16 protein-coding genes are annotated in these 24,455 nt (G+C 60.8%); 5 read left to right on the forward strand and 11 right to left on the reverse strand.

Annotated features, from left to right (window positions below):
• Positions 1 to 94 precede the first annotated feature (94 nt).
• From BM132_RS00985 to glnE, 8 genes are all read right to left on the reverse strand, one after another.
• Positions 95 to 1,534, reverse strand: coding sequence for a lipopolysaccharide kinase InaA family protein (locus BM132_RS00985; RefSeq protein ID WP_092452453.1), 1,440 nt, complete (start codon positions 1,532 to 1,534; stop codon positions 95 to 97).
• Complete coding sequence (locus BM132_RS00990; protein ID WP_092452456.1) at positions 1,534 to 2,286, reverse strand: lipopolysaccharide kinase InaA family protein; 753 nt, start codon at positions 2,284 to 2,286, stop codon at positions 1,534 to 1,536. Before BM132_RS00990 ends, BM132_RS00985 begins: the two co-directional genes overlap by 1 nt.
• A complete protein-coding gene (locus BM132_RS00995) occupies positions 2,283 to 3,017 on the reverse strand; it encodes a lipopolysaccharide kinase InaA family protein (RefSeq protein WP_092395666.1) in 735 nt (244 codons plus the stop codon). The genes BM132_RS00990 and BM132_RS00995 overlap by 4 nt, the downstream gene beginning before the upstream one ends.
• Entirely contained in the window at positions 3,017 to 3,823 is an 807-nt protein-coding gene (gene rfaP / locus BM132_RS01000) for a lipopolysaccharide core heptose(I) kinase RfaP (RefSeq protein WP_092452459.1), read from the reverse strand. Before rfaP ends, BM132_RS00995 begins: the two co-directional genes overlap by 1 nt.
• The gene (locus tag BM132_RS01005) at positions 3,820 to 4,944 is read right to left on the reverse strand and encodes a glycosyltransferase family 4 protein (RefSeq protein ID WP_092395662.1); all 1,125 of its coding nucleotides are present in this window, start codon (positions 4,942 to 4,944) and stop codon (positions 3,820 to 3,822) included. The genes rfaP and BM132_RS01005 overlap by 4 nt, the downstream gene beginning before the upstream one ends.
• Positions 4,944 to 6,002: a lipopolysaccharide heptosyltransferase I gene (gene waaC / locus BM132_RS01010; RefSeq protein WP_092395660.1), complete on the reverse strand. Its 1,059-nt coding sequence runs from the start codon at positions 6,000 to 6,002 to the stop codon at positions 4,944 to 4,946. The genes BM132_RS01005 and waaC overlap by 1 nt, the downstream gene beginning before the upstream one ends.
• Before the next feature lies 1 nt (position 6,003).
• The gene (waaF, locus tag BM132_RS01015; RefSeq protein WP_092395658.1) at positions 6,004 to 7,038 is read right to left on the reverse strand and encodes a lipopolysaccharide heptosyltransferase II; all 1,035 of its coding nucleotides are present in this window, start codon (positions 7,036 to 7,038) and stop codon (positions 6,004 to 6,006) included.
• Positions 7,039 to 7,368: 330 nt separating this feature from the next.
• Positions 7,369 to 10,308 (reverse strand): bifunctional [glutamate--ammonia ligase]-adenylyl-L-tyrosine phosphorylase/[glutamate--ammonia-ligase] adenylyltransferase, encoded by a 2,940-nt coding sequence (gene glnE / locus BM132_RS01020; RefSeq protein ID WP_092452462.1) that lies wholly within the window; start codon positions 10,306 to 10,308, stop codon positions 7,369 to 7,371.
• 382 nt (positions 10,309 to 10,690) lie between these two features.
• On the opposite strand from glnE, the gene aceE reads away from it, so the two are divergent.
• The 5 genes from aceE to msrA all read left to right on the forward strand — a co-directional run bounded on the left by aceE (position 10,691) and on the right by msrA (position 20,456).
• Positions 10,691 to 13,336: a pyruvate dehydrogenase (acetyl-transferring), homodimeric type gene (gene aceE, locus BM132_RS01025; RefSeq protein WP_047225912.1), complete on the forward strand. Its 2,646-nt coding sequence runs from the start codon at positions 10,691 to 10,693 to the stop codon at positions 13,334 to 13,336.
• A gap of 11 nt (positions 13,337 to 13,347) precedes the next feature.
• Complete coding sequence (aceF, locus tag BM132_RS01030) at positions 13,348 to 14,988, forward strand: dihydrolipoyllysine-residue acetyltransferase (protein ID WP_092452465.1); 1,641 nt, start codon at positions 13,348 to 13,350, stop codon at positions 14,986 to 14,988.
• Positions 14,989 to 15,307: 319 nt separating this feature from the next.
• Positions 15,308 to 16,702: an alkaline phosphatase D family protein gene (locus BM132_RS01035; protein ID WP_092452468.1), complete on the forward strand. Its 1,395-nt coding sequence runs from the start codon at positions 15,308 to 15,310 to the stop codon at positions 16,700 to 16,702.
• Positions 16,703 to 16,896: 194 nt separating this feature from the next.
• Complete coding sequence (locus tag BM132_RS01040) at positions 16,897 to 19,590, forward strand: putative bifunctional diguanylate cyclase/phosphodiesterase (RefSeq protein ID WP_092395648.1); 2,694 nt, start codon at positions 16,897 to 16,899, stop codon at positions 19,588 to 19,590.
• 218 nt (positions 19,591 to 19,808) lie between these two features.
• Positions 19,809 to 20,456, forward strand: coding sequence for a peptide-methionine (S)-S-oxide reductase MsrA (gene msrA, locus BM132_RS01045; protein ID WP_047226186.1), 648 nt, complete (start codon positions 19,809 to 19,811; stop codon positions 20,454 to 20,456).
• Positions 20,457 to 20,608: 152 nt separating this feature from the next.
• Here msrA and BM132_RS01050 read toward each other — a convergent pair whose 3' ends face one another.
• From BM132_RS01050 to tssI, 3 genes are all read right to left on the reverse strand, one after another.
• Positions 20,609 to 21,448, reverse strand: coding sequence for a 23S rRNA (adenine(2030)-N(6))-methyltransferase RlmJ (locus BM132_RS01050; RefSeq protein ID WP_092452472.1), 840 nt, complete (start codon positions 21,446 to 21,448; stop codon positions 20,609 to 20,611).
• Between the two features lie 94 nt (positions 21,449 to 21,542).
• Entirely contained in the window at positions 21,543 to 22,277 is a 735-nt protein-coding gene (locus BM132_RS01055) for a DUF4123 domain-containing protein (RefSeq protein WP_092452474.1), read from the reverse strand.
• Positions 22,274 to 24,331 carry a type VI secretion system tip protein TssI/VgrG gene (gene tssI, locus BM132_RS01060; RefSeq protein ID WP_092452477.1) on the reverse strand — a complete coding sequence of 686 codons (2,058 nt, stop codon included), beginning with the start codon at positions 24,329 to 24,331 and terminating at the stop codon, positions 22,274 to 22,276. Before tssI ends, BM132_RS01055 begins: the two co-directional genes overlap by 4 nt.
• Between the last annotated feature and the right edge of the window lie 124 nt (positions 24,332 to 24,455).

Raw genomic sequence — 24,455 nt, forward strand, 5'->3', positions numbered from 1 at the left:
ATCTTTCCCCTTGAACCTCAAGCGGTAAAACAACGATCGCGCCCTTCGGCAGCTCACGCACAGGAAGGTGCCGAAGCAGCTATCGGGGCATCATTCAAAAACTTTTGGGCACCCGCTGATCAATCACCCGATACAACGCACTGTCCTGCGGCCAGTTGCGCATGAACCGCGCGCGATCCCGGGCATAGGCTGGGGTAAAGCTGGAGAGGCTGCGGTGCTGGCACATGGAATCCAGGTCGATCAGCGCCCAGCGATCGTCCTGCCAGAGCAAGTTGTGGCCCTTGAAGTCGCCGTGACTGATGCGTTCGCGGATCAGGCCGGCGAACAACCGGTCCAGCGCCTGCAACTCTGGCTCGGGAGCGGCGCCGCTTTCGACGTAAGGGGCCAGGCGCTCAATGATGTCAGGCCCTGGCAGGTGCTCGGTCACCAGGTAGGCGCCGCGACGCAGCCACAGAAAACGCTTTTCCAGCAATGCCAGCGGCTTGGGTGTGGCGATACCGAGGAACGTCAGGCGATGACCTTCGCGCCAGGCATGCCAGGCGCGACTCGGACGCCAGAAGCGCTTGAGCCAGTGGGCGAAATTTTTGATGTTGTAGCGCTTGATCAGCACGGAGCGCCCGCTCACATCGACTTTACCCACGCTCGCCGACCCACCGGTCTTGTATAAGTGACCTTGGTCAAGCAAGGCATCGGCCTGCTCCAGTACCGGCGCCATGGCCGCCTCTTCATCACGACGAATCGCCCGCAGACCGAACGGACCACGCTGAACGCTGAACAGACTGCACTCACGCCCGACTTTTTCCAAAAAGTCATTCAGGCGCCAGGCGTATACCTTGTCGATCTGTTTTTGCAGCGCCTCCATGGGCAATGCGTGCTCGGCGTTGCCCAGCAGATAATGCACCAACAACTCTTCGTTGAAAGGCTCGAGGGATTTGGGCAACTGGGCGAAAAACACTCCCAGGTTTTCCAGCACTTTGTTGCGCGACAACGGGTGACCCGGCGTTTCTGCGCGGATGCCGGCGCCGTCGATCAAGTAGAGTTTGCCGCCGTGGCGCAGCAGATTGTCCAGGTGCAGATCTTCCTGCCACAGGCCTTTGCTGTGCAGTTGTGCAATCGCTCCCAACGCCTCGGCCAATACCGCCGTTTGTTCGTCGGCGAGCAATGGCAGGCCCTCGACCTGTTTCCAGGCGTCCCCAAGGCTTTCGGCCCCCTCGAGCAATTCGAACAGCAGCCAGCCACCCTCGCCTTCTTTCAGGCCATCGGCCAGCAACAGCGGCGTAGTCAGCCCCTGCTCGGCTAGCAGCCGCACGCCTTGCAGTTCGCGGTGAAAGTGCCTGCCCGCTTTGCTGCCGACCAGCAACTTGGCCAACACCGGACGGCCGCGCCAGACGCCAGCACCTACGTAGCGCTGTCCCGGCAACACACGCAACAGGGAGAGCAACTGCAATTGCGCCGGGCCGGCGGCGTCTGCCAGCTCCAGGCTCAAAGGCAGGCTGGGGCTGCGGCCGGCGTTCTTCAATTCGGATAAATGCATCAACGAGCCTCCTTATGGCTGCGCCGGGCGGTCAGACGGGTCATCCAGCGGTCAACCAGTGCACTCTTGAGCGGTTGATCCAGGTAGGTGCAGAGCATCTGACGCACATCGTCGTCACTCCAGACTCGCGCGCGCCGCAGCAAGGGCTCCAGGTCCTTGATTCGATCCCGCTGACCGAACAATAGCGGCCGGGTCTTTTCGAGGTCGATCAACTGCGCCTGATAACCGCTGGCGGTGGCTTGCAGAAAAATGTGCTTGGGATAGAAGCAACCATGGACCTGACGCATGCCATGCAGGCGTCGCGCCAACTGCCCGCAAGCCTGCAGGACGGTGTCGCGTTGCGTCGCCGCCAGGCTCGACCAGCGTTGCAGCAATGAATCCAGATCATCCCAACCGTCCAGGGCACGCGTCAGCAGAATCGCCCGCACCTCCCCGCCCACATCGCGCTGACCATAGAACACCGCTTGCAGGGCCGGAATCCCCAGTTGGCGGTAACGGCTGATGTTGCGAAACTCCCGGGAAAAGCTGGGCTCGCCGAAGGGGTGGGACCACGTCCTGGTCAGGTAATTACTCTGGCGCTTGAGGTAATAACCCCGCCCTTCCAGTTCCAGCCGGAAGACACTGCTCCAACCGCCGCCCGCAGTGTTGGGTTCATCCACCGCATCCAATTGCAGCTCCCAAAGGGCTTCGAAGCTATCCAGGCCGTGGCGTTGCAACAATGACTGGTCTTCAGTCGCCAGAAAATCAGTCATTCACGCCCCTCGAAAAATCTCACTACGTGACGGATGCGCTTCTTGTCACACGCATCGAGCCGGTTACGCTGGCGATACTGCAGGTAAAAACGCAGGCGCTGAGTGGCCGACAAATGATACTTGGCTACCTTGTCCAGGCACGCCAGGTCTTTGGTGATGCGATACTTGAGCCAGAAGCCGCGCCAGAAATCACCATTTGGACAATCGATAAAAAACAGCCGTGACTGATCGTCGATCAGCAAATTGCGCCATTTCAGGTCGTTATGGGTGAAGCGATTTTCGTGCATGGTCCGGGTATAGCCAGCCAGTTGCCGACTCACCCCGTCAACCCAGGCACGATTGGCCAGCCTCGGATCGTGACGACTGGCCAATGCCGAGAGATCTTCGGTGCCAGGCAGTTCGCGCGTGATCATCGCGCCACGGTCATAGGCTGCGCCACGTCGCTCCAGTCCCCAGGCCACGACTTCGGCAGTGGGGATGCCCCACTTGGCGAAGCGCTTGAGGTTCTGCCATTCGGACTTGACCCGAGGCTTACCCAAGTATCGCCGCAGCCCCTTGCCGGCCCCGGTGTAGCGTTTGACATAGTAATTCACGCCATTGCGCTGTACCCGAATCACCTCGGACAGCGGGTCCCGCGTCAAACGCTCGCCCTCCAGGGCGAACACTGCATCAAGACTGCCGAAATCCTCTGCCAGCTCAGCGTAGGAAGGCTCCAGTACCCAACCCGACATCAGAGCGCGCCCCCGTACCGCAGCTTGCGCGCGTAAAGCCTGTTGGCTTTGCCTTCGAGCCAGGTCAGCAGCGAAGCTTCTTCGGCCAGGATCCGCCTTAGCGGCTGCTGGAAATAACCCTTGAGGAAACGCAATTTGTCACGACGGGTCAGGCCGATGTCCAGTGCAGAGAAATACAGCGCCGCCAGGTCCTTGTTGCGCCAACGAAGGGGGATGGTGGGGCGGATCTGCGCACGGTGCAGGTCGATCACAGAAAGTTTGAAATCCGTGGCGGTCACGGGCTTATCGGTGTGCAGCAGAAAGTGGCAGATATAGCAGTCGCGATGGTTGACCCCGGCCCGGTGCATCATGCCGGTCATGCGCGCCACTTCGGCAATCAGGGCTCGCTTGAGCTTCGGCTGTGGCGGCTGCTTGACCCAGTCCATGCTGAGATCTTCGAGACTGACGGTCGGCGCCAGCTCTTCGGTGACGATGAACGAATGCTGGTCGGCCGGGTTGCTGCCTTTCTCTCCATACGCCACGGCGGTCATGGTCGGCACACCGACTTGCTGCAAGCGCTGGATGGCTTTCCATTCCTGTCCCGCGCCCAGTACCGGCAACTTGGCGGTCAGCAGATTCTTGAAGATCTCGCGCCAACCGATGCCACGGTGGATTTTCACGAAAAAGCCACGACCATCCACCTCCGTGCGCAAGGTGCGCCGGGCTTCCAGTTCGCGATAGACCTCGCCCTTGAGCGCCTCGACTTCGGCGAACGCATCGCGTCCGGCCCAAAGGCTCTTGAACGGTTCGGCCAGCATCAATTTCATTGTGCGTGCTCCGCCAATATCACATCGGCCGCGTGCTGCGGCATGCTGTAGAGGTCGGCCGTCTCGGCGAAGGCCAGACCGTTGCGGCTCCAGGCCGCGCGTGCGTCGGCGTCACCCAACATCCGCCCCAGGTACTCGGTGAGCTGCGCCTGTTCGAACGGTTCGTCCAACACCAGGCCACTGTCGGCCTCGGCGATGTAATGGGCGTATCCACACACCGCGCTGACCAGCACCGGCAAGCCGGCCACCAGCGCTTCAAGCAGTACGGTGCCGGTGTTCTCGTTGTACGCCGGGTGAATCAACAGGTCGGCGCCCAGCAGGAAACGCGGAATGTCGCTGCGGCCCTTGAGGAAGCGTACGTTGTCACCAAGTCCCAACGCGGCGCTCTGCAATTGGAATACTTTGGGGTCGTCCTGGCCGATTACAAACAGGCGGGTGCGTTTTTTAAGCTGCGAAGGTAGCGCGGCCAGGGCCTTGAGGCTGCGATCCACGCCCTTGGTCTTGAACCCGGAACCGATCTGCACCAGCAGCAGATCATCATCGGCCAGTTCAAATTCGGCACGAAACGCGGCACGAACCTCATCGGCGTCGGCGGGCCGGCGACGATCCTGGGCGATGCCCGGTGGCAGCAGGTGAAAGCGCTCCAGCGGCGTGTCGTAGTGCTTGATAAACAAAGGCTGTTGCACTTCGGAAATCATCAGTATTTCGGTCTTGGCATCCTTGGCGAATACCGCTCGCTCGTACTCGGAAAAGTGGCGGTAACGCCCCCAACGCCGGTACAGCGAATTGCGCAGGTTCTGCGCCTTGTCTTCAAAGCAGCCGTCAGCGGCGTAATACACGTCCAGGCCGGGCATTTTGTTGAAGCCGATCAAACGGTCGACCGGACGCTTGGCCAGGTCTTTTTCCATCCACGCACTGAGTTTCTCATTGCGACGGTGGTTGAACAGCGCCTTGACCGGCGCCACCAGCACTTCGAAGCCCGGCGGGACGTCACCTTCCCAGATCAGCGTGTAGACGCGGATCTGGTGACCGCGCCGCTGGCACTCCAGGGCGATGCGCATGAAGTCACGCTGCAGGCCGCCGAAAGGGAAGTATTTATAAAGGACAAAAGCCAATTGCATCAGCGCGGCTCCTCAGCCAATAACGTGCTCAAGTGGCTGGCAACACGCTCGGGATTCAGACGCGTGAAGCACAGGGGCTGCTCGCGTTTCAGGTCAAACCGACGGGCATCTTCGGCGGTCGGCGGGTAAGTACATTGTTTCTGCATGCAGGGCGCGCAAGGGAAATCACTGGCGAGGTGAATTTGCCCCTTGCCATAGGCACCCGTCAGCACCGGGTTAGTGGGGCCGAGCAGTGAAATGGTCGGCACATCCAGGGCAGCGGCCAGGTGGCCCAGACCTGTGTCCACGGCCACACAGGCCTGCGCGCCGGCCAGCACCTTGCCCATCCCACCCAGATTCAGCTTTGGCAGTACCAGGGCGTTGCGCATGCCATTGGCGATCCGCTCAGCCCGGGCTTTCTCCAACGGGCTGCCCCATGGCAGCTTCACCACAACGCCGAACTGGCCCATGCGCTCAACGAGTTGGCGCCAGTAGAGTTCAGGCCAGTGCTTGGACTCCCAAGTCGTGCCATGCAGGAACACCACGTAGGGGTAGCTGCGCGGCAATTCAACCAGGCGGTCGACATTCAGGCCGTAGCTGCCCATGGTTTTGGGCAGGTCATAACCCAGTGCCACGGCAAACAACTGGCGCACGCGCTCTACCGCATGCTGACCGCGAGCCACGGCCAGGCGACGAGAATAGAAGCGCGCGGCCAAAGGTTCGCGAGCCGAGTGCTGATCCAGGCCAGCCACCGGAGCTTTGACGTAGCGAGTCAGCCAGGCGCTTTTCAGCAGACCTTGGGCGTCGATCACCAGATCGTACTTCTTGGCACGCACGCTTTGCTTGAAACGTCGCCACTCGCCGCTTTTGATGGTTTGCCAGAGGTTCTTGCGCCAGCGACGAATCGCCACCGGGATGACGGTATCCACCGCCGGGTGCCAGGTGGGAATTTCGGCAAAGCCTTCTTCCACCACCCAGTCGAACCTGATGCCGGGAATCGCCCGCGCCGCGTCGGTCAGCGCCGGCAGGGTGTGAACCACATCCCCCAGCGAAGAGGTCTTGATCAGCAATACCCGCAAGTTACTGAACCTCCACCGGTGCGCCCTGCAAACGCCCCAGGGCATCGTTCACCGACGGCGGCATGAGCTGGCGCAGGCAGTTGTAATGACCGAAGCGGCAGGTGCGATCGAAGCACGGGCTGCATTCGATGCCCAGGCGTACGACTTCGACTTTTTCGGCCAGCGGCGGCGTAAAGCCCGGCGAGGTGGAACCGTACACTGCCACCAGTGGCCGGTTCAGGGCGGCGGCCACGTGCATCAGGCCGGAGTCGTTGGACACCACCGAATCGGCGCAGGACAACAGGTCGATGGCTTCGGCCAGGGAGGTATCGCCGCTGAGATTCACCGACTCCTCCCGCAGGCCCGGGATCAGGCGCGAGCGGATGTCCTCGCCCACCGAATGATCGTTTTTCGAACCGAACAACCAGACCTGCCAGCCTTCGCGAATCTTCGTCTCGGCGACCTGGGCGTAATGCTCCGCCGGCCAGCGCTTGGACTCACCGAATTCAGCGCCTGGGCAGAGAGCCAGCACTGGGCGGTCCAGGCTCAGACCGAACTTGGCCAGCGCCGCTTCGCGGGTCACCGAGTCGATCGCAAGGCTTGGGCGCGGATACGGCTTGGGCAACTCGGCACCCGGATCGTAGGCCAGGGCCATGAAGCGTTCGATCATCAGCGGGTAGCGCTCTTTATCCAGCGTGCGCACGTCATTGAGCAGGCCGTAGCGGAACTCGCCGCGCCAGCCGGTGCGTTTGGGGATACTGGCGAAGAACGGCACCAGTGCCGATTTCAACGAATTGGGCAACAGAATCGCCTGGTCGTACTGACCGGCCAGGGACTTGCCGATGCGTCGACGGGTCGCCAGCTCCAGCACACCGTGGCCGAGTGGGAAGCTCAAGGCCTTGCGCACCTGGGGCATGCGTTCAAGAATCGGCCGGCTCCACTCGGGGGCCAACACGTCGATTTCGCACTGCGGGTGACGCTGCTTGAGGCACTGGAACAGTGTCTGCGCCATCACCATGTCACCGACCCAACTGGGCCCTACAATCAGAATATTCATGTGGCTTCCAAAAACGATGCGGGGAGGCCTACGCCTCCCCGCCTCGACAATCACTGTGGCTTAGGACGTTGCCTGTTGCCGTCACTCTACAACTGTGGGAGCGAGCCTGCTCGCGATGAGGCTCTCACATCCAATATCAATGTCGCCTGACACTCCGCTATCGCGAGCAGGCTCGCTCCCACAGGGGAACTCATCTGCATCAAGTATGGTGCAGCACCACAACCCCATTATTGTGGGAGCGAGCCTGCTCGCGATGGGGCCATCACATCCAACATCAATGTCGCCTGAGACTCCGCCTTCGCGAGCAAGCCCGCTCCCACATTTAAATCTTCAGCTCAGCCCCAGCTCACGCCAGATCCGCAGCACCTGCCGGCGCTCATCCACAAACTGGTCGCCTGCAATCACCCCGGCGTCTTTCTGTAGGGCCTCGCGGTGGGCGGCGGAGCGGTAGGCTTTGTAGGCCTCGCGCAGCAGGGTAGCGTCTTCGGCCGGCATCAGCCCGACCTCCTGCAACCCTTCCAGAATGCGGATGTTATCGGTGTAGCGCAGCAGCGATGGGTGCTCCTCGGACCACGCCAGGGCCGCGTATTGCACCATAAATTCAATGTCGACGATACCTCCGGCATCCTGCTTGAGGTCGAACGGCGCCGAGGCTTCGAAGGCATTCGCTGCGGTTCCGGCTGCGGTGGCCTTGCTGCCGAGGTTATCGCGCATCTTGGCGCGCATCTCGCTGACCTCCTGGCGCAACGTCGACAAATCACGCTTGCGCGCCAGCACCTGGGCACGAACTTTTTCGAACGCCTGACCCACATCCTGGCTGCCCACCAGCACGCGGGCCCGCACCAAAGCCTGATGCTCCCAGGTCCAGGCCTCGTTCTCCTGATAGCGTGCAAAAGCCCCGAGGGAGCTGACCAGCAGCCCCGACGCCCCGGACGGCCGCAAGCGCATGTCCACTTCGTAGAGCTGTCCGGAGTTGGTCTGGGCCGTCAGCAAATGGATGATTCGCTGGCCGAGCCGGGTAAAGAACTGCGCGCCGTCGATAGGTTTCGGGCCATCGGTTTCCGCCTGCGGATCGCCATCGTGGATGAACACCAGATCCAGGTCGGAACCATGCCCCAACTCCAGACCGCCGACTTTCCCATAACCGACAATGATAAAGCCCGGATCGCACAGGCTGCCGTCAGTGCGCAGTGGCACGCCATACTTGGCCACGGTCTGGCGCCAGGCCAGGGCCAGCACTTGCTCAAGAATGGCCTCGGCCAGCCAGGTCAGGTAATCGCTGACTTTCATCAACGGCAGGCTGCCGGCAATTTCCGAGGCGGCTACCCGCAGACGGTGCGCCAGCTTGAAATGCCGCAGGGCCTCCATCTGCTGCTCGAGATCATCCTCGGGGATGCGTGTCAGGCGCTCACGCAACTCTGCCGCCAGTTCCGGCGCCAGGGGCGGCTTGAACAGGCGTCCCTCGTTGAGCAATTCATCGAGCAACAGGGGAAAACGGGTGATCTGCTCGGCAATCCACGGGCTCGCCGCGCACAGCGTCAGCAGGCGTCGCAGGGCGCCGGGATTTTCCGTCAGCAGCACCAGATAGGCCGATCGGCGCGCCACGGCTTCCACGAGTGGCAATACGCGCTCAAGCACCAGGTCCGGGTTGGCATGTTCCACCGCCTGGGCCAACAGGCGCGGAATGAATGCATCCAGACGCTCGCGCCCCAATCGCTGCATGGCACGCAACTGCGCACTGCCGCGTAGGGCGGCCAGGGCTTTGAGCGCCTTGGGGGCATCGACGAAGCCGCCTTCCTCCAGTTGACGACATGCCGCGCCTTCATCCTGGCTGTCTTCCCACAGCGGCAACCATTCGCCGCCCACCGTTACTTCGCTTTCGCCGTCCTGCTCTTCATCCGGGTCGGCGATGACCTGGCCGAAGTGCCAGGCTACGCGACCGCGCCAGTACATCAATTGCTCATGGAAGGCCGCCCAGTCGGCAAAACCCAGCATGAACGCAATGCGCGCCTGGTCCTGCGCAGTGTCCGGCAGCATCTGGGTCTGACGGTCGGCGATGGCCTGGATCGCGTGTTCGGTGTAACGCAAAAACTCATAACCCTGGCGCAGCTCGTCGACCACCTTGGCCGGCAGATAGCCCTGGCCTTCCAGGGTCGCCAGTACTTTCAACAGCGGACGCTGCTGCAAACTCAAGTCACGACCGCCATGGATCAACTGGAACGCCTGGGCAATGAACTCCACCTCGCGGATGCCGCCCGAACCCAGCTTGATGTTGTCAGCCATGCCCTTGCGCCGCACTTCCTGCTGGATCAACTGCTTCATGGTGCGCAGCGCTTCGATGGCAGAAAAGTCCAGGTAACGGCGATAAACGAACGGGCGCAGCATGTCGAGCAGTTGCGCACCGGCCACCTGGTCTCCCGCCACCACCCGCGCCTTGATCATCGCGTAGCGTTCCCAGTCACGACCCTGGTCCTGGTAATACTGCTCCAGCGCGTTGAAACTCAGCACCAGCGCTCCGGCCGAACCATAAGGGCGCAGACGCATGTCGACACGGAATACGAAGCCGTCGACGGTCATCGGATCCAGGGCCTTGATCAGGCGCTGCCCCACACGAATGAAAAACTCCTGGTTATCCAGTGCCCGCTTGGCGCCAACGGTCTCGCCGCCCTCGGGGTAGGCGAAAATCAGATCGATGTCCGACGACAGGTTCAGTTCCACCGCGCCAAGCTTGCCCATGCCCAGGATGACCATGTGCTGCGGTTCACCGCTGCGCCGTCCGGTAGGCGTACCGAATTGCTGACTATGGCGCTGGTACAGCCATTGATAGGCCTGGTCGATGCAGGTATCGGCCATGTCGGAGAGATCGCGACAGGTCTGGACCAGGTCGGCCTGGCGGGTCAGGTCGCGCCAGATGATCCGCACCTGTTGGCGGGTGCGCTGGCGACGCAGGACGCGGCCCAGTTCGTCTTCAGTCTCGGCGGCCTGGACGGCGGCGCCAATCTGAGCGCACATTTCGCCGGGCGCCAGGTGGCGGTCCAGTTCACCGCTGCGCACCAGCTCCAGCAGCATCGAGGGGTCACGAACACTCTGCTCGATAAAAAAATCACTGGCGGCGGCGACACGGTTGAACTCGCTCCAGCGTTCGGGCGCCCAGGTGGACAGCCCATGGTCGTCGTCCAGGGAAGCGACCGCCGCACGGAACGACTGCTCGGCACGACTGACCAATGACTGGAGAATGGCCGGAACTTCGGTAAGCGAGGGCAGGCTCATGGTCTATCCTTGATCGGCGCGGGGAAGGCTGGATGTAGTGTTTTTTCAGATGACACTACCTGATCGACTGTCGAACAAAGATGATAAATAGCTGAAAATCTGATTTTATTGGCAGCCGACATCAAGTTTTTACCTGTACGAGTTGGCTAACGACCAACAGTAACGATTATTCTCACAACGAAACGAGGGGCCACAAGCCGCTCATGTGTAGTTTTACTACTCGTCTATACATTCGAAAGGCTGAAACGGCCGACGATTTGTAGTAAAACTACACGCCGCCGAAACAACCTTCGGCAATCCAAGAATTTATACCGTCTGCCCACAAGGCCAGTCGCAAACTCAGGCAACCGATTCTGGTAGCCTTTCCGCCCTGGAGCAAGCCATGCAAGACCTCGATCCCGTCGAAACCCAGGAATGGCTGGACGCCCTGGAATCGGTTCTCGACAAAGAAGGCGAAGACCGTGCTCACTATCTGATGACCCGTATGGGCGAACTCGCAACCCGCAGCGGTTCGCAATTGCCTTACGCCATCACCACGCCATACCGCAACACAATCCCCGTTACCCACGAAGCACGCATGCCCGGCGACCTGTTCATGGAACGCCGCATTCGCTCGCTGGTACGCTGGAACGCGATGGCCATGGTGATGCGTACGAACCTGAAAGATTCTGACCTGGGCGGTCACATCTCCAGCTTCGCCTCCAGCGCAACCTTGTACGACATCGGCTTCAACTATTTCTTCCAGGCCCCGACCGACGAACACGGCGGCGACCTGATCTACTTCCAGGGCCACACCTCGCCAGGCGTTTACGCCCGTGCATTCATGGAAGGCCGCATCAGCGAAGAGCAGATGAACAACTTCCGCCAGGAAGTGGATGGTCAGGGCCTGTCGTCCTATCCGCACCCTTGGCTGATGCCGGACTTCTGGCAGTTCCCGACCGTATCCATGGGTCTGGGCCCGATTCAGGCCATCTACCAGGCGCGCTTCATGAAGTACCTGGAAGCCCGTGGCTTCATTCCCGAAGGCAAGCAGAAAGTCTGGTGCTTCCTGGGCGACGGCGAGTGCGACGAGCCGGAATCCCTGGGCGCCATCTCTCTGGCCGGCCGCGAGAAGCTGGACAACCTGATCTTCGTCATCAACTGCAACCTGCAGCGCCTCGACGGCCCGGTTCGCGGCAACGGCAAGATCATCCAGGAACTCGAAGGCGTGTTCCGCGGCGCTCAGTGGAACGTGACCAAGGTCATCTGGGGCCGTTTCTGGGACCCACTGCTGGCCAAGGACGTCGACGGCATCCTGCAACGCCGCATGGACGAAGTCATCGACGGCGAATACCAGAATTACAAGGCCAAGGACGGCGCGTTCGTCCGAGAGCACTTCTTCAACACGCCTGAACTCAAGGCAATGGTTGCCGATCTGTCCGACGACGAGATCTGGAAGCTCAACCGTGGCGGCCACGACCCGTACAAGGTCTACGCGGCGTACCACGAAGCGGTCAACCACAAGGAACAACCGACCGTCATCCTGGCCAAGACCATCAAGGGTTATGGCACCGGTGCCGGCGAAGCGAAAAACACTGCGCACAACACCAAGAAAGTCGACGTCGACAGCCTGAAGTTGTTCCGCGACCGCTTCGACATCCCGGTCAAGGACGAGGAACTGGAAAACCTGCCGTTCTTCAAGCCGGAGCCCAACAGCGCCGAAGCCCGCTACCTGAGCGAGCGTCGCACCGCACTGGGTGGTTTCGTGCCCCAGCGCCGCGCCCAGAGCTTCAGCGTGCCGACCCCATCGCTCGATACCCTCAAGGCCATCCTTGACGGCTCGGGCGACCGTGAGATTTCCACCACCATGGCCTTCGTGCGAATCCTCGCGCAATTGGTCAAGGACAAGGAAATCGGCCCGCGCATCGTACCGATCATCCCGGACGAAGCCCGTACCTTCGGCATGGAAGGCATGTTCCGTCAGTTGGGCATCTACTCCTCCGTCGGCCAGCTCTACGAGCCAGTCGATAAAGACCAGGTGATGTTCTACAAGGAAGACAAGAAGGGCCAGATCCTCGAAGAAGGCATCAACGAAGCGGGCGCCATGAGCTCGTTCATCGCAGCCGGTACTTCGTACTCCAGCCACAACCAGCCGATGCTGCCGTTCTACATCTTCTACTCGATGTTCGGCTTCCAGCGTATCGGCGACCTGGCCTGGGCCGCTGGCGACAGCCGGACCCGTGGCTTCCTGATCGGCGGCACCGCCGGCAGAACCACGCTCAACGGCGAAGGCCTGCAACATGAAGACGGTCACAGCCACATCCTGGCTGCCACCATCCCGAACTGCCGCACCTTTGATCCAACCTACGGCTACGAGCTGGCGGTGATCATCCAGGACGGCATGAAGAAGATGACCGAAGAGCAGCAGGACGTTTTCTACTACATCACCGTGATGAACGAATCCTACCAGCAGCCAGCCATGCCGGCCGGCGTGGAGGAAGGCATTATCAAGGGCATGTACCTGCTCGAAGAAGATACCCGCGAAGCGGCGCACCACGTCCAACTGATGGGCTCCGGCACCATCCTGCGCGAAGTGCGTGAAGCAGCGAAGATCCTGCGCGAAGAGTTCAACGTCGGCGCTGACGTGTGGAGCGTCACCAGCTTCAACGAACTGCGTCGCGACGGCCTGGCCGTAGAGCGCAGCAACCGTCTGCACCCAGGCCAGAAGCCGAAACTGAGTTACGTCGAAGAATGCCTGAACGGCCGCAAAGGTCCGGTCATCGCCTCGACCGACTACATGAAACTGTTCGCCGAGCAGATCCGCCAGTGGGTTCCTTCCAAGGAATTCAAGGTGCTGGGCACCGACGGTTTCGGCCGTAGCGACAGCCGCAAGAAGCTGCGTCACTTCTTCGAAGTCGACCGTAAGTTCGTTGTGTTGGCAGCCCTGGAAGCCCTGGCTGACCGTGGCGATATCGAACCCAAGGTGGTGGCCGAGGCCATCGTCAAGTTCGGCATCGATCCGGAAAAACGCAACCCACTGGACTGCTGAGGAGAATTTTTGTGAGCGAACTCATTCGCGTACCTGACATCGGCAGCGGTGAAGGTGAAGTCATTGAACTGTTTGTGAAGGTCGGCGACCGTATCGAAGCCGAGCAGAGCATCCTGACGCTTGAATCGGACAAGGCCAGCATGGAAGTGCCTGCGCCGAAGGCCGGTATCGTCAAAAGCCTGAAAGTGAAGCTGGGTGATCGCCTGAAAGAAGGCGACGAACTGCTGGAGCTGGAAGTCGAGGGCGCCGCTGCGGCGCCTGAGGCAGCGGCTCCTGCTGCCCCGGCGGCGGCTGAAAAGCCTGCCGCCGCACCGGTTGCCGAGGCGGCTCCCGCCCCGGCCGCCGCGCCTGCCGCTGCCACGGTCCAGGACATTCATGTTCCGGACATCGGCTCGTCGGGCAAGGCCAAGATCATCGAAGTGCTGGTCAAGGCCGGCGACACCGTCGAAGCCGACCAGTCGCTGATCACCCTGGAATCCGACAAAGCCAGCATGGAAATCCCGTCGCCGGCTGCCGGCGTGGTGGAAAGCGTCGAGATCAAGCTGGAAGACGAAGTGGGCACCGGTGACCTGATCCTGAAGCTGAAAGTGGCCGGTGCTGCGGCACCTGCTGCCCCAGCCCAGGCTGCTGCGCCTGCCGCCAAATCCGAAGCGGCTCCGGCTCCGGCTGCCGCGCCTGCCGCCAAAGCCGAGGCTGCACCAGCACCAGCACCAGCTGCCGCACCCGCCCCAAGCGGTGCCAAGGTGCACGCCGGCCCTGCGGTACGTCAGTTGGCCCGTGAATTTGGCGTCGAACTGTCTGCCGTCGGCCCAAGCGGTCCACATGGTCGTGTGCTGAAGGAAGACGTGCAGGCTTACGTCAAGGCCATGATGCAGAAGGCCAAGAACGCTCCGGCCGAAGGCGCTGCCGGTGGTGCGGGCATCCCGCCGATCCCGGCAGTGGATTTCAGCCGCTTCGGTGAAACCGAAGAAGTGGCAATGACTCGCCTGATGCAAATCGGCGCGTCGAGCCTGCACCGCAGCTGGCTGAACATTCCGCACGTGACTCAGTTCGACCAGGCCGACATCACCGAACTGGAAGCTTTCCGCGTCGCGCAAAAAGCCGTGGCCGAGAAGGCCGGCGTCAAGCTGACCGTGCTGCCACTGCTGCTCAAGGCCTGCGCGCACCTGCTCAAGGAACTGCCGGACTTCAACAGCTCGCTGGCCCCAAGCGGCAAAGCTGTGATCCGCAAGAAATACGTGCACATCGGTTTTGCCGTCGACACCCCGGAAGGCCTGCTGGTACCGGTCATCCGCAACGTCGACCAGAAGAGCCTGCTGCAACTGGCTGGCGAAGCCGCTGCCCTGGCCGAAAAAGCCCGGAGCAAAAAGCTCACCGCCGACGACATGCAGGGCGCCTGCTTCACCATTTCCAGCCTCGGCCACATTGGCGGCACCGGCTTCACGCCGATCGTCAACGCGCCGGAAGTGGCGATCCTGGGGGTCTCCAAAGCCACCATCCAGCCCGTCTGGGACGGTAAAGCCTTCCAGCCAAAGCTGATGCTGCCACTGTCGCTGTCCTACGATCACCGTGTGATCAACGGCGCCGCCGCTGCTCGCTTCACCAAGCGTCTGAGCGACCTGCTGGGCGACATCCGTACCATCTTGCTGTAACACCGGGCGGCCCTCCCCACGGAGGGCCTTTCGGACCGCTGTTTTCCGAGCGCCACGCTCGTACCTCAACCCCGCCCATTTGGCGGGGCTTTTTTTGCCTGAAATAAAATCGAACGTGCAGAGCAGCCCGTTCCATGGCCCAACTTTCCTACTGCACTCCACCTAGATGACTACGCCATCTATTGGACGTTTCCCACAACTCACGCCCCCTCCCCTATCAATATTTATCTCATGCATCGCTTTAGGATGAGTTCAGGGAAGCCATTAACTACTTACCTCAAAAACCGAAAAAAACTTTAACTTCGAATGGACTCGAATGATGTTCAAACCCACTGTTGGCCCTATTGTCGGCCACACGACACCTCATCACACGCGGATATTCCTGCGAGGGGATAACGATAAGAACAGCCTGGTATTTGCCGCCATCCGTTACCGGCGCCAGGGAGAGTCAATCTGGTCGAAAGGACACTTTGTTCAGTTGCATGCTTACCGTGACATGTCCGATGTCATCGTATTGAAGAACCTTCAAGCCGATACCGTCTATGAATACCAAGCCGGCTGGTTCAGCCGCCTGAGCCCTACTCATACAATCGAAACCGTTCAGGAACTGCCGCTGCAATGGCCTCGGGATATTTATCAAATGCGCACGCCGTCCAGCAAAAGCAGTGCACCGCGCAGCTATATCGTGGGTTCCTGCCGCTACCTGCGGGTGACGGCCGGCGTCCCGTCCAGACCTGAACTGGGCGACCGGACTTTCGCCGGCATCAACCGCATCGTGGCCCAGGCCGACCCGCCGATCAGTGCTGTAGTGATGACCGGCGACCAGGTTTATCTAGACGATTTGAATATTGTCGCCCCGGACCGGAACCCAAAGGATATTCTTTTCAAATACCGCACCGCCTTTTCCCAGCCGCACATCAGAAAGTTGATGGCTGGAACACCGAGCTACATGATTCTCGACGACCATGAAATCAAAGACAATTGGCCTGCCAGCAAGAAAAAAGGCGACGAAAATTTTTATGCCAATGCCATGGATGCCTATGCGCTTTATCAAGCCAGCCATAGTCCGGCACATGAACTTTTAAGTGACGGAACATTAAGCAAACCATTGAGACAATGTTGGTATCAGTTCGCTCACGGCGATATCGAATGGTTCGTCACCGATAGTCGGACCCAGCGCAATCTGTCGGCGGATGATCGACGTATCCTGGATCAAGCGCAGGAACGATCGCTGATCAAATGGCTGGTCAACAGTCCGGCGCGGGTCAAGTTCATCGTGACCGGCGTGATGTTCTACCCGGACCGCAAGCTCAATACCTCGGACGCCTGGCAGGCCTTCCCGGAACAGCGTCTGCGCCTGCTGGAAACCGTTCGTCGCCATCGGATCAAGAACGTTATTTTCGTGTCCGGCGACGTCCATGGTTCTCTTACCAGTCGCCTGAGTCATAGCCAGGATTCTGACTTCGAGGTGCATACCATCGTTTCCTCGCCGTTTTGCAACAGCAAATTGCTTCCTTATGCCAGCGCCGCGAGTTTTATTTTTGGTGATGCCATGGCCCGCACGCCCAGCGGGGACTATCACTATGGGTTAAGCGGCACGGTCATCAGCCAGGACAACTTCGCCCACCTGCAGGTCACGGCGCAGAGCGTTCAGGTCACGTTTCACGACCGTGATGGCACCCCATTACAGACAGTAGATATCCCGCTGCGCTGACGGGTGGTATAACCACCCGTGCCGTCTGATCGGCGGGCGACTGGAGAAATCCCTTCGTCGGCCGATAAAAGGTTTATAGCACTTGGCCTTCATCTCTCTTGTCAGCCAGTGCCGCAATGATGCAACCTTGCGCCAGTCCGTAATAACGAGGGCGTCAGCCCGGCGCGATCAGCATTTTCGAAGCGAGTTTCCCCATGAAAAGCCAACCCGATGCCGCCAGCCGTATGGCGGCCGAGGTAGTGACGCAGTTACCGGTGCCCTCGCGGCTCGGCATGCTGCGTTTCGAACGGCTGAATGAAGCAAGCTGGGCACTGCTGTTCCTCGATCCCAACTGCGAACGGTATTTCGGCGTGCCGGCCGTCGAGCTTTGCTCGCTGGTCAGTTCGCCCTACGCCAGCCTGATGGAGCCCGAAGCGCGTTATCAACTCCACGATGCGATCCAGCAGCAACTGGCCCAGGCCCCGCATTACCAGGTCCGCTACACGCTCCACACCGCCAAGGGCGCGATGAACCTGCTGGAAATGGGCGAGCCCTATAAACAGCACAATCGCCATCTACTACGCGGCTATCTGCTGGCCGTGGACGATTTGCTGGCAAGCGAGCCGTCGATGCCGGCCTTGGACCTGGAAACGCAAAACTCGCGCCTGCAAATTGCCCTGGAACTGAACCAGCGCGCCCAGCAGGAGCAGCTTCAACACCTGGACCGGGTGCGCGCCCAGCAGGACCTGATCCTGCTACTGACCCGCCAGCGCTACAGCGCCAACAACTCCCTGCAGGAAGCCGCCGAACTCATCACCCGCAGCGCCTGCGACATCTACCAGATTGATTGCGCCAGCATCTGGAACCTGGAAGACGGCCAGTTGGTGCCGATTTCGGCTTATAACCGCGCCTCCCAGGACTACTTTCTGCCGGACGTGATCAACGCCAACGAGTTTCCTGACTATATGGAGGCTCTGCAGACCTGCCGCGCCATCGACGCGCACAATGCGATGCGCGACCCGCGTACCCGGGAAATGGCCGCAAGCCTGCGCTCCCGCGAAGTCAATGCCATGCTCGACGCCAGCGTTCGTATCGACGGCCAGGTGGTGGGCGTACTGTGCCTGGAGCAAATAGGCGTCACCCGCGCCTGGCAGTCCGACGAAATCGCCTTTGCCGGTGAACTGGCGGACCAGTTCGCCCAGGTCATCAACAACCACAACCGACGGACGGCCACCAACGCCCTGCACTTGTTCCAGCGCGCCGTAGAGCAAAGCGCCAACGCGTTCCTGCTGGTCAATTGCGACGGCGTGGTGGAATACGTCAACCCCAGCTTCACCGCCATCACCCAATATTCCACCGAGGAAGTCCACGGCCAGCGCCTCTCGGAACTGCCGGCCCTGGAAAACCTCAGCGAGCTGCTGTTCGATGCACCGTCGGCCCTGGCCCAGAGCAATAGCTGGCAAGGTGAATTCAAGAGCAGGCGCAAGAATCTGGAACCCTACTGGGGCCAATTGTCGATTTCCAAGGTCTATGGCGATAACCGTGAACTGACCCACTACATCGGCATTTACGAAGACATCACCCAGACCAAACTGGCCCAACAGCGCATCGAACGCCTGGCCTACACCGACAACCTGACCAACCTGGGCAACCGCCCGGCGTTCATCCGCAACCTCGATGAGCGCTTTGCCCGGGACAGCGATTCGCCCATCAGCCTGTTGCTGGTGGACATCGACAACTTCAAGCGCATCAATGACAGCCTCGGCCATCAGACCGGAGACAAGCTGCTGATCAGCCTGGCCCGACGCTTGCGCAACAGCCTGAGCCCCAGCGGCAGCCTGGCACGCTTCGCCAGTAATGAATTCGCCGTACTGCTGGACGACACCGACCTGGAGGCCGGGCAGCAGATCGCCAGCCAGTTGCTGATGACGCTCGACAAGCCGATGTTCGTGGATAACCAGCTGATCAGCGTGACCGGCTCCGTGGGCCTGGCCTGCGCGCCACTGCACGGCCGCGACCCCCAGACCCTGATGCGCAACGCCGGACTCGCCCTGCACAAGGCCAAAGCCAACGGCAAACATCAGGTCCAGGTCTTCACCGAGGCGTTGAACGCCGAGGCCAGCTACAAGCTGTTCGTGGAAAACAACCTGCGCCGCGCCTTGACCCAGAACGAGCTGGACGTGTTCTACCAGCCAAAACTGTGCCTGCGCAGCGGTCGCTTGCTGGGCATGGAGGCGCTGCTGCGCTGGAACCATCCCGAGAAGGGCATGATTCGCCCGGACCAATTCATCAGCGTGGCCGAAGAAACCGGCCTGATCATCCCCATTGGCAAATGGATCGCCCGTCAGGCTTGCCGCATGAGCAAGCAATTGACCGCCGCCGGCCTGGGCAACCTGCAAGTGGCGATCAACCTCTCGCCCAAGCAGTTCTCCGATCCGGACCTGGTCGCCTCGATCGCCAGCATCCTCAAGGAAGAACAACTGCCGGCCCGCCTGCTGGAACTGGAACTGACCGAAGGCCTGCTGCTGGAGGCCACCGAAGACACCCACCTGCAACTCGACCAACTCAAGCGCCTGGGCCTGACCCTGGCCATGGACGACTTCGGCACCGGTTATTCATCCCTGAGCTACCTGAAAAAATTCCCGATCGACATCATCAAGATCGATCGCAGCTTTATCCACGAGATCCCGGACAACCAGGACGACATGGAAATCACTTCCGCGGTGATCGCCATGGCCCACAACCTGAAACTCAAGGTGGTGGCCGAAGGTATCGAAACCGCACAGCAACTGGCGTTCCTGCGGCGCCATCGCTGCGACGTCGGCCAGGGCTACCTGTTCGACCGTCCGATCCCTGGCGCGGAGCTGATCGAAAAGCTCAAGCGCTATCCGCGGGGGCCGCTCGTCTGACGCCAGTAGGTGCTGTCGAGTGCAACGAGGCTGCGATCTTTCCCGCGCCAATTGAGTCCAAAGTGAAGGATCAAAGGGTCACGGCCGTCGGCAGCGCCCGCAGGACTCAGCCCAACAGGGCTGAATCCCTCGCCACAGTTGTCGCTTTCTTAACTAATCGGCATTGGGCACACTGACGGTCTTATTCGCTCAATTCAATCTGACTGAGAGGACTGATGATGGTCTTGCGCTCGGAAATCCTGGTGAACAAAAACGTGCTCCCTACTCAAGAACAAGCTCTGCCTGGCCGCGAAACCCCAATGACCGTGCCGGAAAAACACTTCGTCCACGATGCGCCGCTGCTGGGTCCGTTTGCCATGGACGTGGATTTCGCGATCTTCGGCCTGGGCTGTTTCTGGGGTGCGGAGCGCAAGTTCTGGCAGCGCGAAGGCGTGGTCAGTACAGCGGTGGGTTACGCCGGTGGCTTTACGCCGAACCCGACGTACGAAGAAGTCTGCTCGGGCCTTACCGGCCACAGCGAAGTGGTCCTGGTAGTCTACGAGCCAGAAAAAGTCAGCTACGAGCAACTTCTGAAGATGTTCTGGGAGCTGCACAATCCGACCCAGGGCATGCGCCAGGGCAATGACATCGGCACCCAGTACCGCTCGGTGATCTATGCCACCAACCCAACCCAACTGGCTGCCGCCAAGCACAGCGCGCAAGTATTTCAAGCTGAATTGACCAAGGCCGGGAAAGGCGTCATTACCACCGAAATCGAAGAAGCCCCGACGTTCTTCTTCGCCGAGGCTTATCACCAGCAATATCTGGCGAAGAATCCCGAGGGCTATTGCGGGATTGGCGGCACGGGCGTGACTTGCCCGATCTGATTCCTGGGTACACCTTGGAGCCAATGTGGGAGCGAGCCTGCTCGCGATAGCGGTGGGTCAGCTTGCATTGATGTTGAATGTACCTCCGCCATCGCGAGCAGGCTCGCTCCCACATGTCCGGCGTCGATGCCATTAGTGCACCTGGCCAACCATCAGCTTTCAGCGATCAGCCAATCCATCTGCCAGCCGCCCTGGGTCTGACCAAGCTTCTTCGACAACCAAGGCAGCAGCTCGCGCAACTCTTCCTCCAGCCCCCATGGCGGATTGGCAATCGCCAAACCGGAGCCGTTCAGGCTATTGGGCGTGGCCAGCGGATGCACCAGCAATTCCACTCGCAACAATTTCGGCGCACCGGTGCCGGCCAGGTCCTGATAGAAACGGCGCAACATCCGCTGGTCCTTCACCGGATACCAGATTGCTGCCACTGTCTGGCGCATCCGGCCAATAGCCTCCTTGAGTGACGCGGCGCAGCGCTGCATCTCGTCAAGCTGCTCAAAAGGTGGATCGATCAACATCAGGCCGCGTTTTTCCGCCACTGGCAGCAGCGCCCGGGGCACGTGCCAGCCTTCCCCCAGGTGCACCGCCACGCGACGATCGCCTTTCATGTTGTCCTTGAGCAGAACACCGTCTTCTGGATGTTTTTCGTTCAGAAGCACCCGATCCTGCGGCCGGGTCAGGCGCCGCGCCAGTTCCGGTGACCCCGGGTAGTAACGCAACTGCCCGTCCGGGTTCATCTCGTGCAGCACTTTCATGTAGTCGGCGGTCAGCGCGGGCAGATCCTTCTGGTCCCATAACCGCGCGATGCCTTCAAGGTATTCGCCGGTACGATTGGCCTGATCGCCCTGCAAGTCGTAAAGCCCGATGCCCGCATGGGTATCGAGATAGGCAAAGGGCTGCTCCTTGCGCGACATCAAAGCGATGAGACGGGTCAAGGTCAGGTGTTTGAACACATCGGCGTGATTGCCGGCGTGGAAGGCGTGGCGATAATTCATGGCGGCTCCTGCGAAGGCCGAGGAGTTTACCTTGAAGCGCGCCCAACGTCAGGGGGTCGCAGCCGAGTGGACGGGCCGTGACCACACCCGGTGGTCATCTGCCCAATTCCTGCATCAAGTATTCTTGCAGAGGGGCTTTTGGTCCATGGGCCATCCCTGGCGCCCCAAGAAAATGCCTGATCTTGCAGCGCAGGATGTCCTCGTCGGCCTGTTCGAACAAATACGGATGCTCTTCGCTCAACCACTTGAGCAGGTTATTGAGCAGGCAGTCCGTCGTATCCCCGGCCAGTTCCTGCAACAACAGCGCAGGCACTTCCCACCAGGGGAACGCCCGGGCGGGGCGCAGGGCACTTCCCGGGATCTCGAAAGACCGACCGTTGATCAGGCAACGGCTGATGACCGGTAATAACTGGCCGACCTCCACCGCATCCGATCGCAGGATCGGCTGGATAAAACGCCCATCCCAAAAGCGGAAAAAAACCGATTTGCCACCGGGCAGCAGAACCTGGGTGAGCCCGCGCAGATGTTCGGCAAGGCTTTGCTGGCTGCAAGCGGTCACCGCCAGCCAGCCCCAATCGGGCGAGTCGGTCGTCTCTACCCAGTCAAGAAACTCACTGTCCGGGGCGACAGCTCCGACATAGGGCATAACCGCTTCCCAATCGGCGTAAGGCGTATCGGCCCAGATCGGGCTGGGCGCCACCGTCATCGAACGCCTCCAGGCCATCAGCGGCCCGGCGGTGCTGGCGCGAGTGAAAATGGCGTAGAGCTGCTCGGATGCCCGCAAGGGGTGTTGCTCAAGCCAGGCGCGGGGAGATTGACCGGTGCTCATGGACGCTCCTGGACATCAGCCCGCCTGGGCATCACCGGCAAGGGTTCGCAGACGCCTCCTTTGCAACGCTCACACTCCTCACAAAATGGCGCCTGGCCCTGCAGGCTGAAAATTTGCGCGAGGGAAAGTTGAGCGGCTGCCGCCGCGACAAGTGTTTCGGGACTGCCAGGTGAACCTGGCGCGGCACTCCTGGCGGTTATCGGTGCCCCACCCACCTGGATCGGCACGCTGCTGAAAATCCCCCCGGCCCCTATGTTGATCCAATGCCCGCCGGCCTGAATGGTCGCGCTGACGCCACCATCCAGTACCACTTGCTGCCCGGCGCTGACGTGAAATTGCTGGGTGGCATTGAGGGCCTGACTGGTTACCCGAATGTACCGCTCGCCGGCCACCACCAGATGATCATCCTGCCTGACCTCAACCTGGCGCAGACCATGGGTGATGCGCAACTCATCGGCCTTGAGCTCATGCCGCGCGGTGCCGGTGACGACGATGCTGCGTTCGTGATCAACCTGAACCCGTTGATCATGCAGCACATGCTGGGTCCAGTTGCGTTGAGCCCGCAGGTAAATCTCCTCGGCGCCCTGGCGATCCTCGATGCGCAATTCGTTATAGCCGCCCCCGCCAGGGCTGCTCTGGCTGCGCAATATGCTGCGGGTTTTATCGGCCGGCAGGTCCAGGGGCACCGGGGTCGCGCCGTTCGGCAGGCAGCCCACGACCAATGGCTTGTCCACGTCACCGTCGATGAAACCCACCAGCACCTCCATGCCGACCCGGGGAATCATCACGCTGCCGTAGCGATCATGAGCCCAACCCGAAGCCACCCTTAGCCAGCAACTGGAGTGCTCGTCGCGCTGACCGTGGCGATCCCAGATCAGTTGCACCTTGACCCGTCCGTATTCGTCGCAATGGATCTCGCTGTCCACCGGCCCCGTCACCACCGCCGACTGATAACCAAGGGCGGGTGGCTTTTCGTGGGACAAGGGCGGACGAAAGAAAACATCCCACGGGGTGGCGAGGAACGTATTGCTGTAGCCCTGGAACTCATCCGGGCTGTCACTGACCATTTCCTCCAGCACTTGTGGCTGGCGCCCATGGTGGGTGACTTGCGTGAGCAGCCAGAGATCATTCCACTGCGCTCGGGGGTGCCCGTTGATTTGAAGAAAGTGCCCACTGACGAGTGCGCATTGGTCGCTGCGCCCCTCGGCCAGACGGTGATCGGCGCCATGGCGCTCCAGTGCGCGTTGGGTAAGGTGCCGGCCATGGTCGCGATCAGTAAACCGGCCGGGGTAGTGATACGCCTCCAGAACCGGTTGCTGCTGACTGTCCAGATTGGCTTGCAACAGCAGGCCGGGCTTGTGGAAATCGTAGTCACGCAGCGTCACCGCCGTGGTCCGGGTCTGCAGTCGCACAGCCAGGCGCTTGATCGCCGGCTCGCTGGCGGCCATGCCACTGCCGGGCAGGTACAGCGTCGACTCGGGCAGACGGGGAAACACCGTCTGGTCGTCACCGAACACCAACAGATGGCCGTCGCGGCTGTGCCGAAAGTGATAGTGGATCCCCACCTCGGCGCAGATCCGCCCAATGAAGACCAGGTCGCTTTCACCAAACTGCACACAGTATTCGCGCTCGGGGTATTGCCCGCCGAGGTTGAACTGGAACGCGTCGCCCTGAATCCCGTGATCGGTCAGGATCAGGGTAATGATTGCCGGCACGCTCAGGTGCTGGAAGATCCGCTGGTTGATTCGATGGTCCAGGTAAGCCAGGCGTGGTACCAGACTGATCTGATAACGGGTCAAGCGCTTGCCCGAGTCGCCCTGGGCCGCGCTATACACCTGGCCGTGTATCCCCCGCCCCTGATCATCAAATGCCAGAAAGGCCTGACGATGCAGGAGGTCTTCCAGCGCCAGATCCGGCCGCTCACTGACCAATTCCAGATCAAAGCAATAGGGTTGACTGATGGCTTCCTTGCCCCTGAACTCAAGCACCTTGAGTTCATTCGGCCCGCTGTCGAGTGCCAGGGTGAAACGCGGTTGATTGGCAGGCGCGAACATCCGATGTGCCTCTGCTGAATAAAAGCGGGCGATTCTGCATGAGCATCAGAGAGAGTTGATCGGACCTCAGGAAAAACAGAATTGCCTTACATTCGAGGAGATTAAAGCCGCATCGCGCGCTGTG

This window comes from Pseudomonas sp. NFACC45 (assembly GCF_900113505.1).
Taxonomy (GTDB): domain Bacteria; phylum Pseudomonadota; class Gammaproteobacteria; order Pseudomonadales; family Pseudomonadaceae; genus Aquipseudomonas; species Aquipseudomonas tehranensis.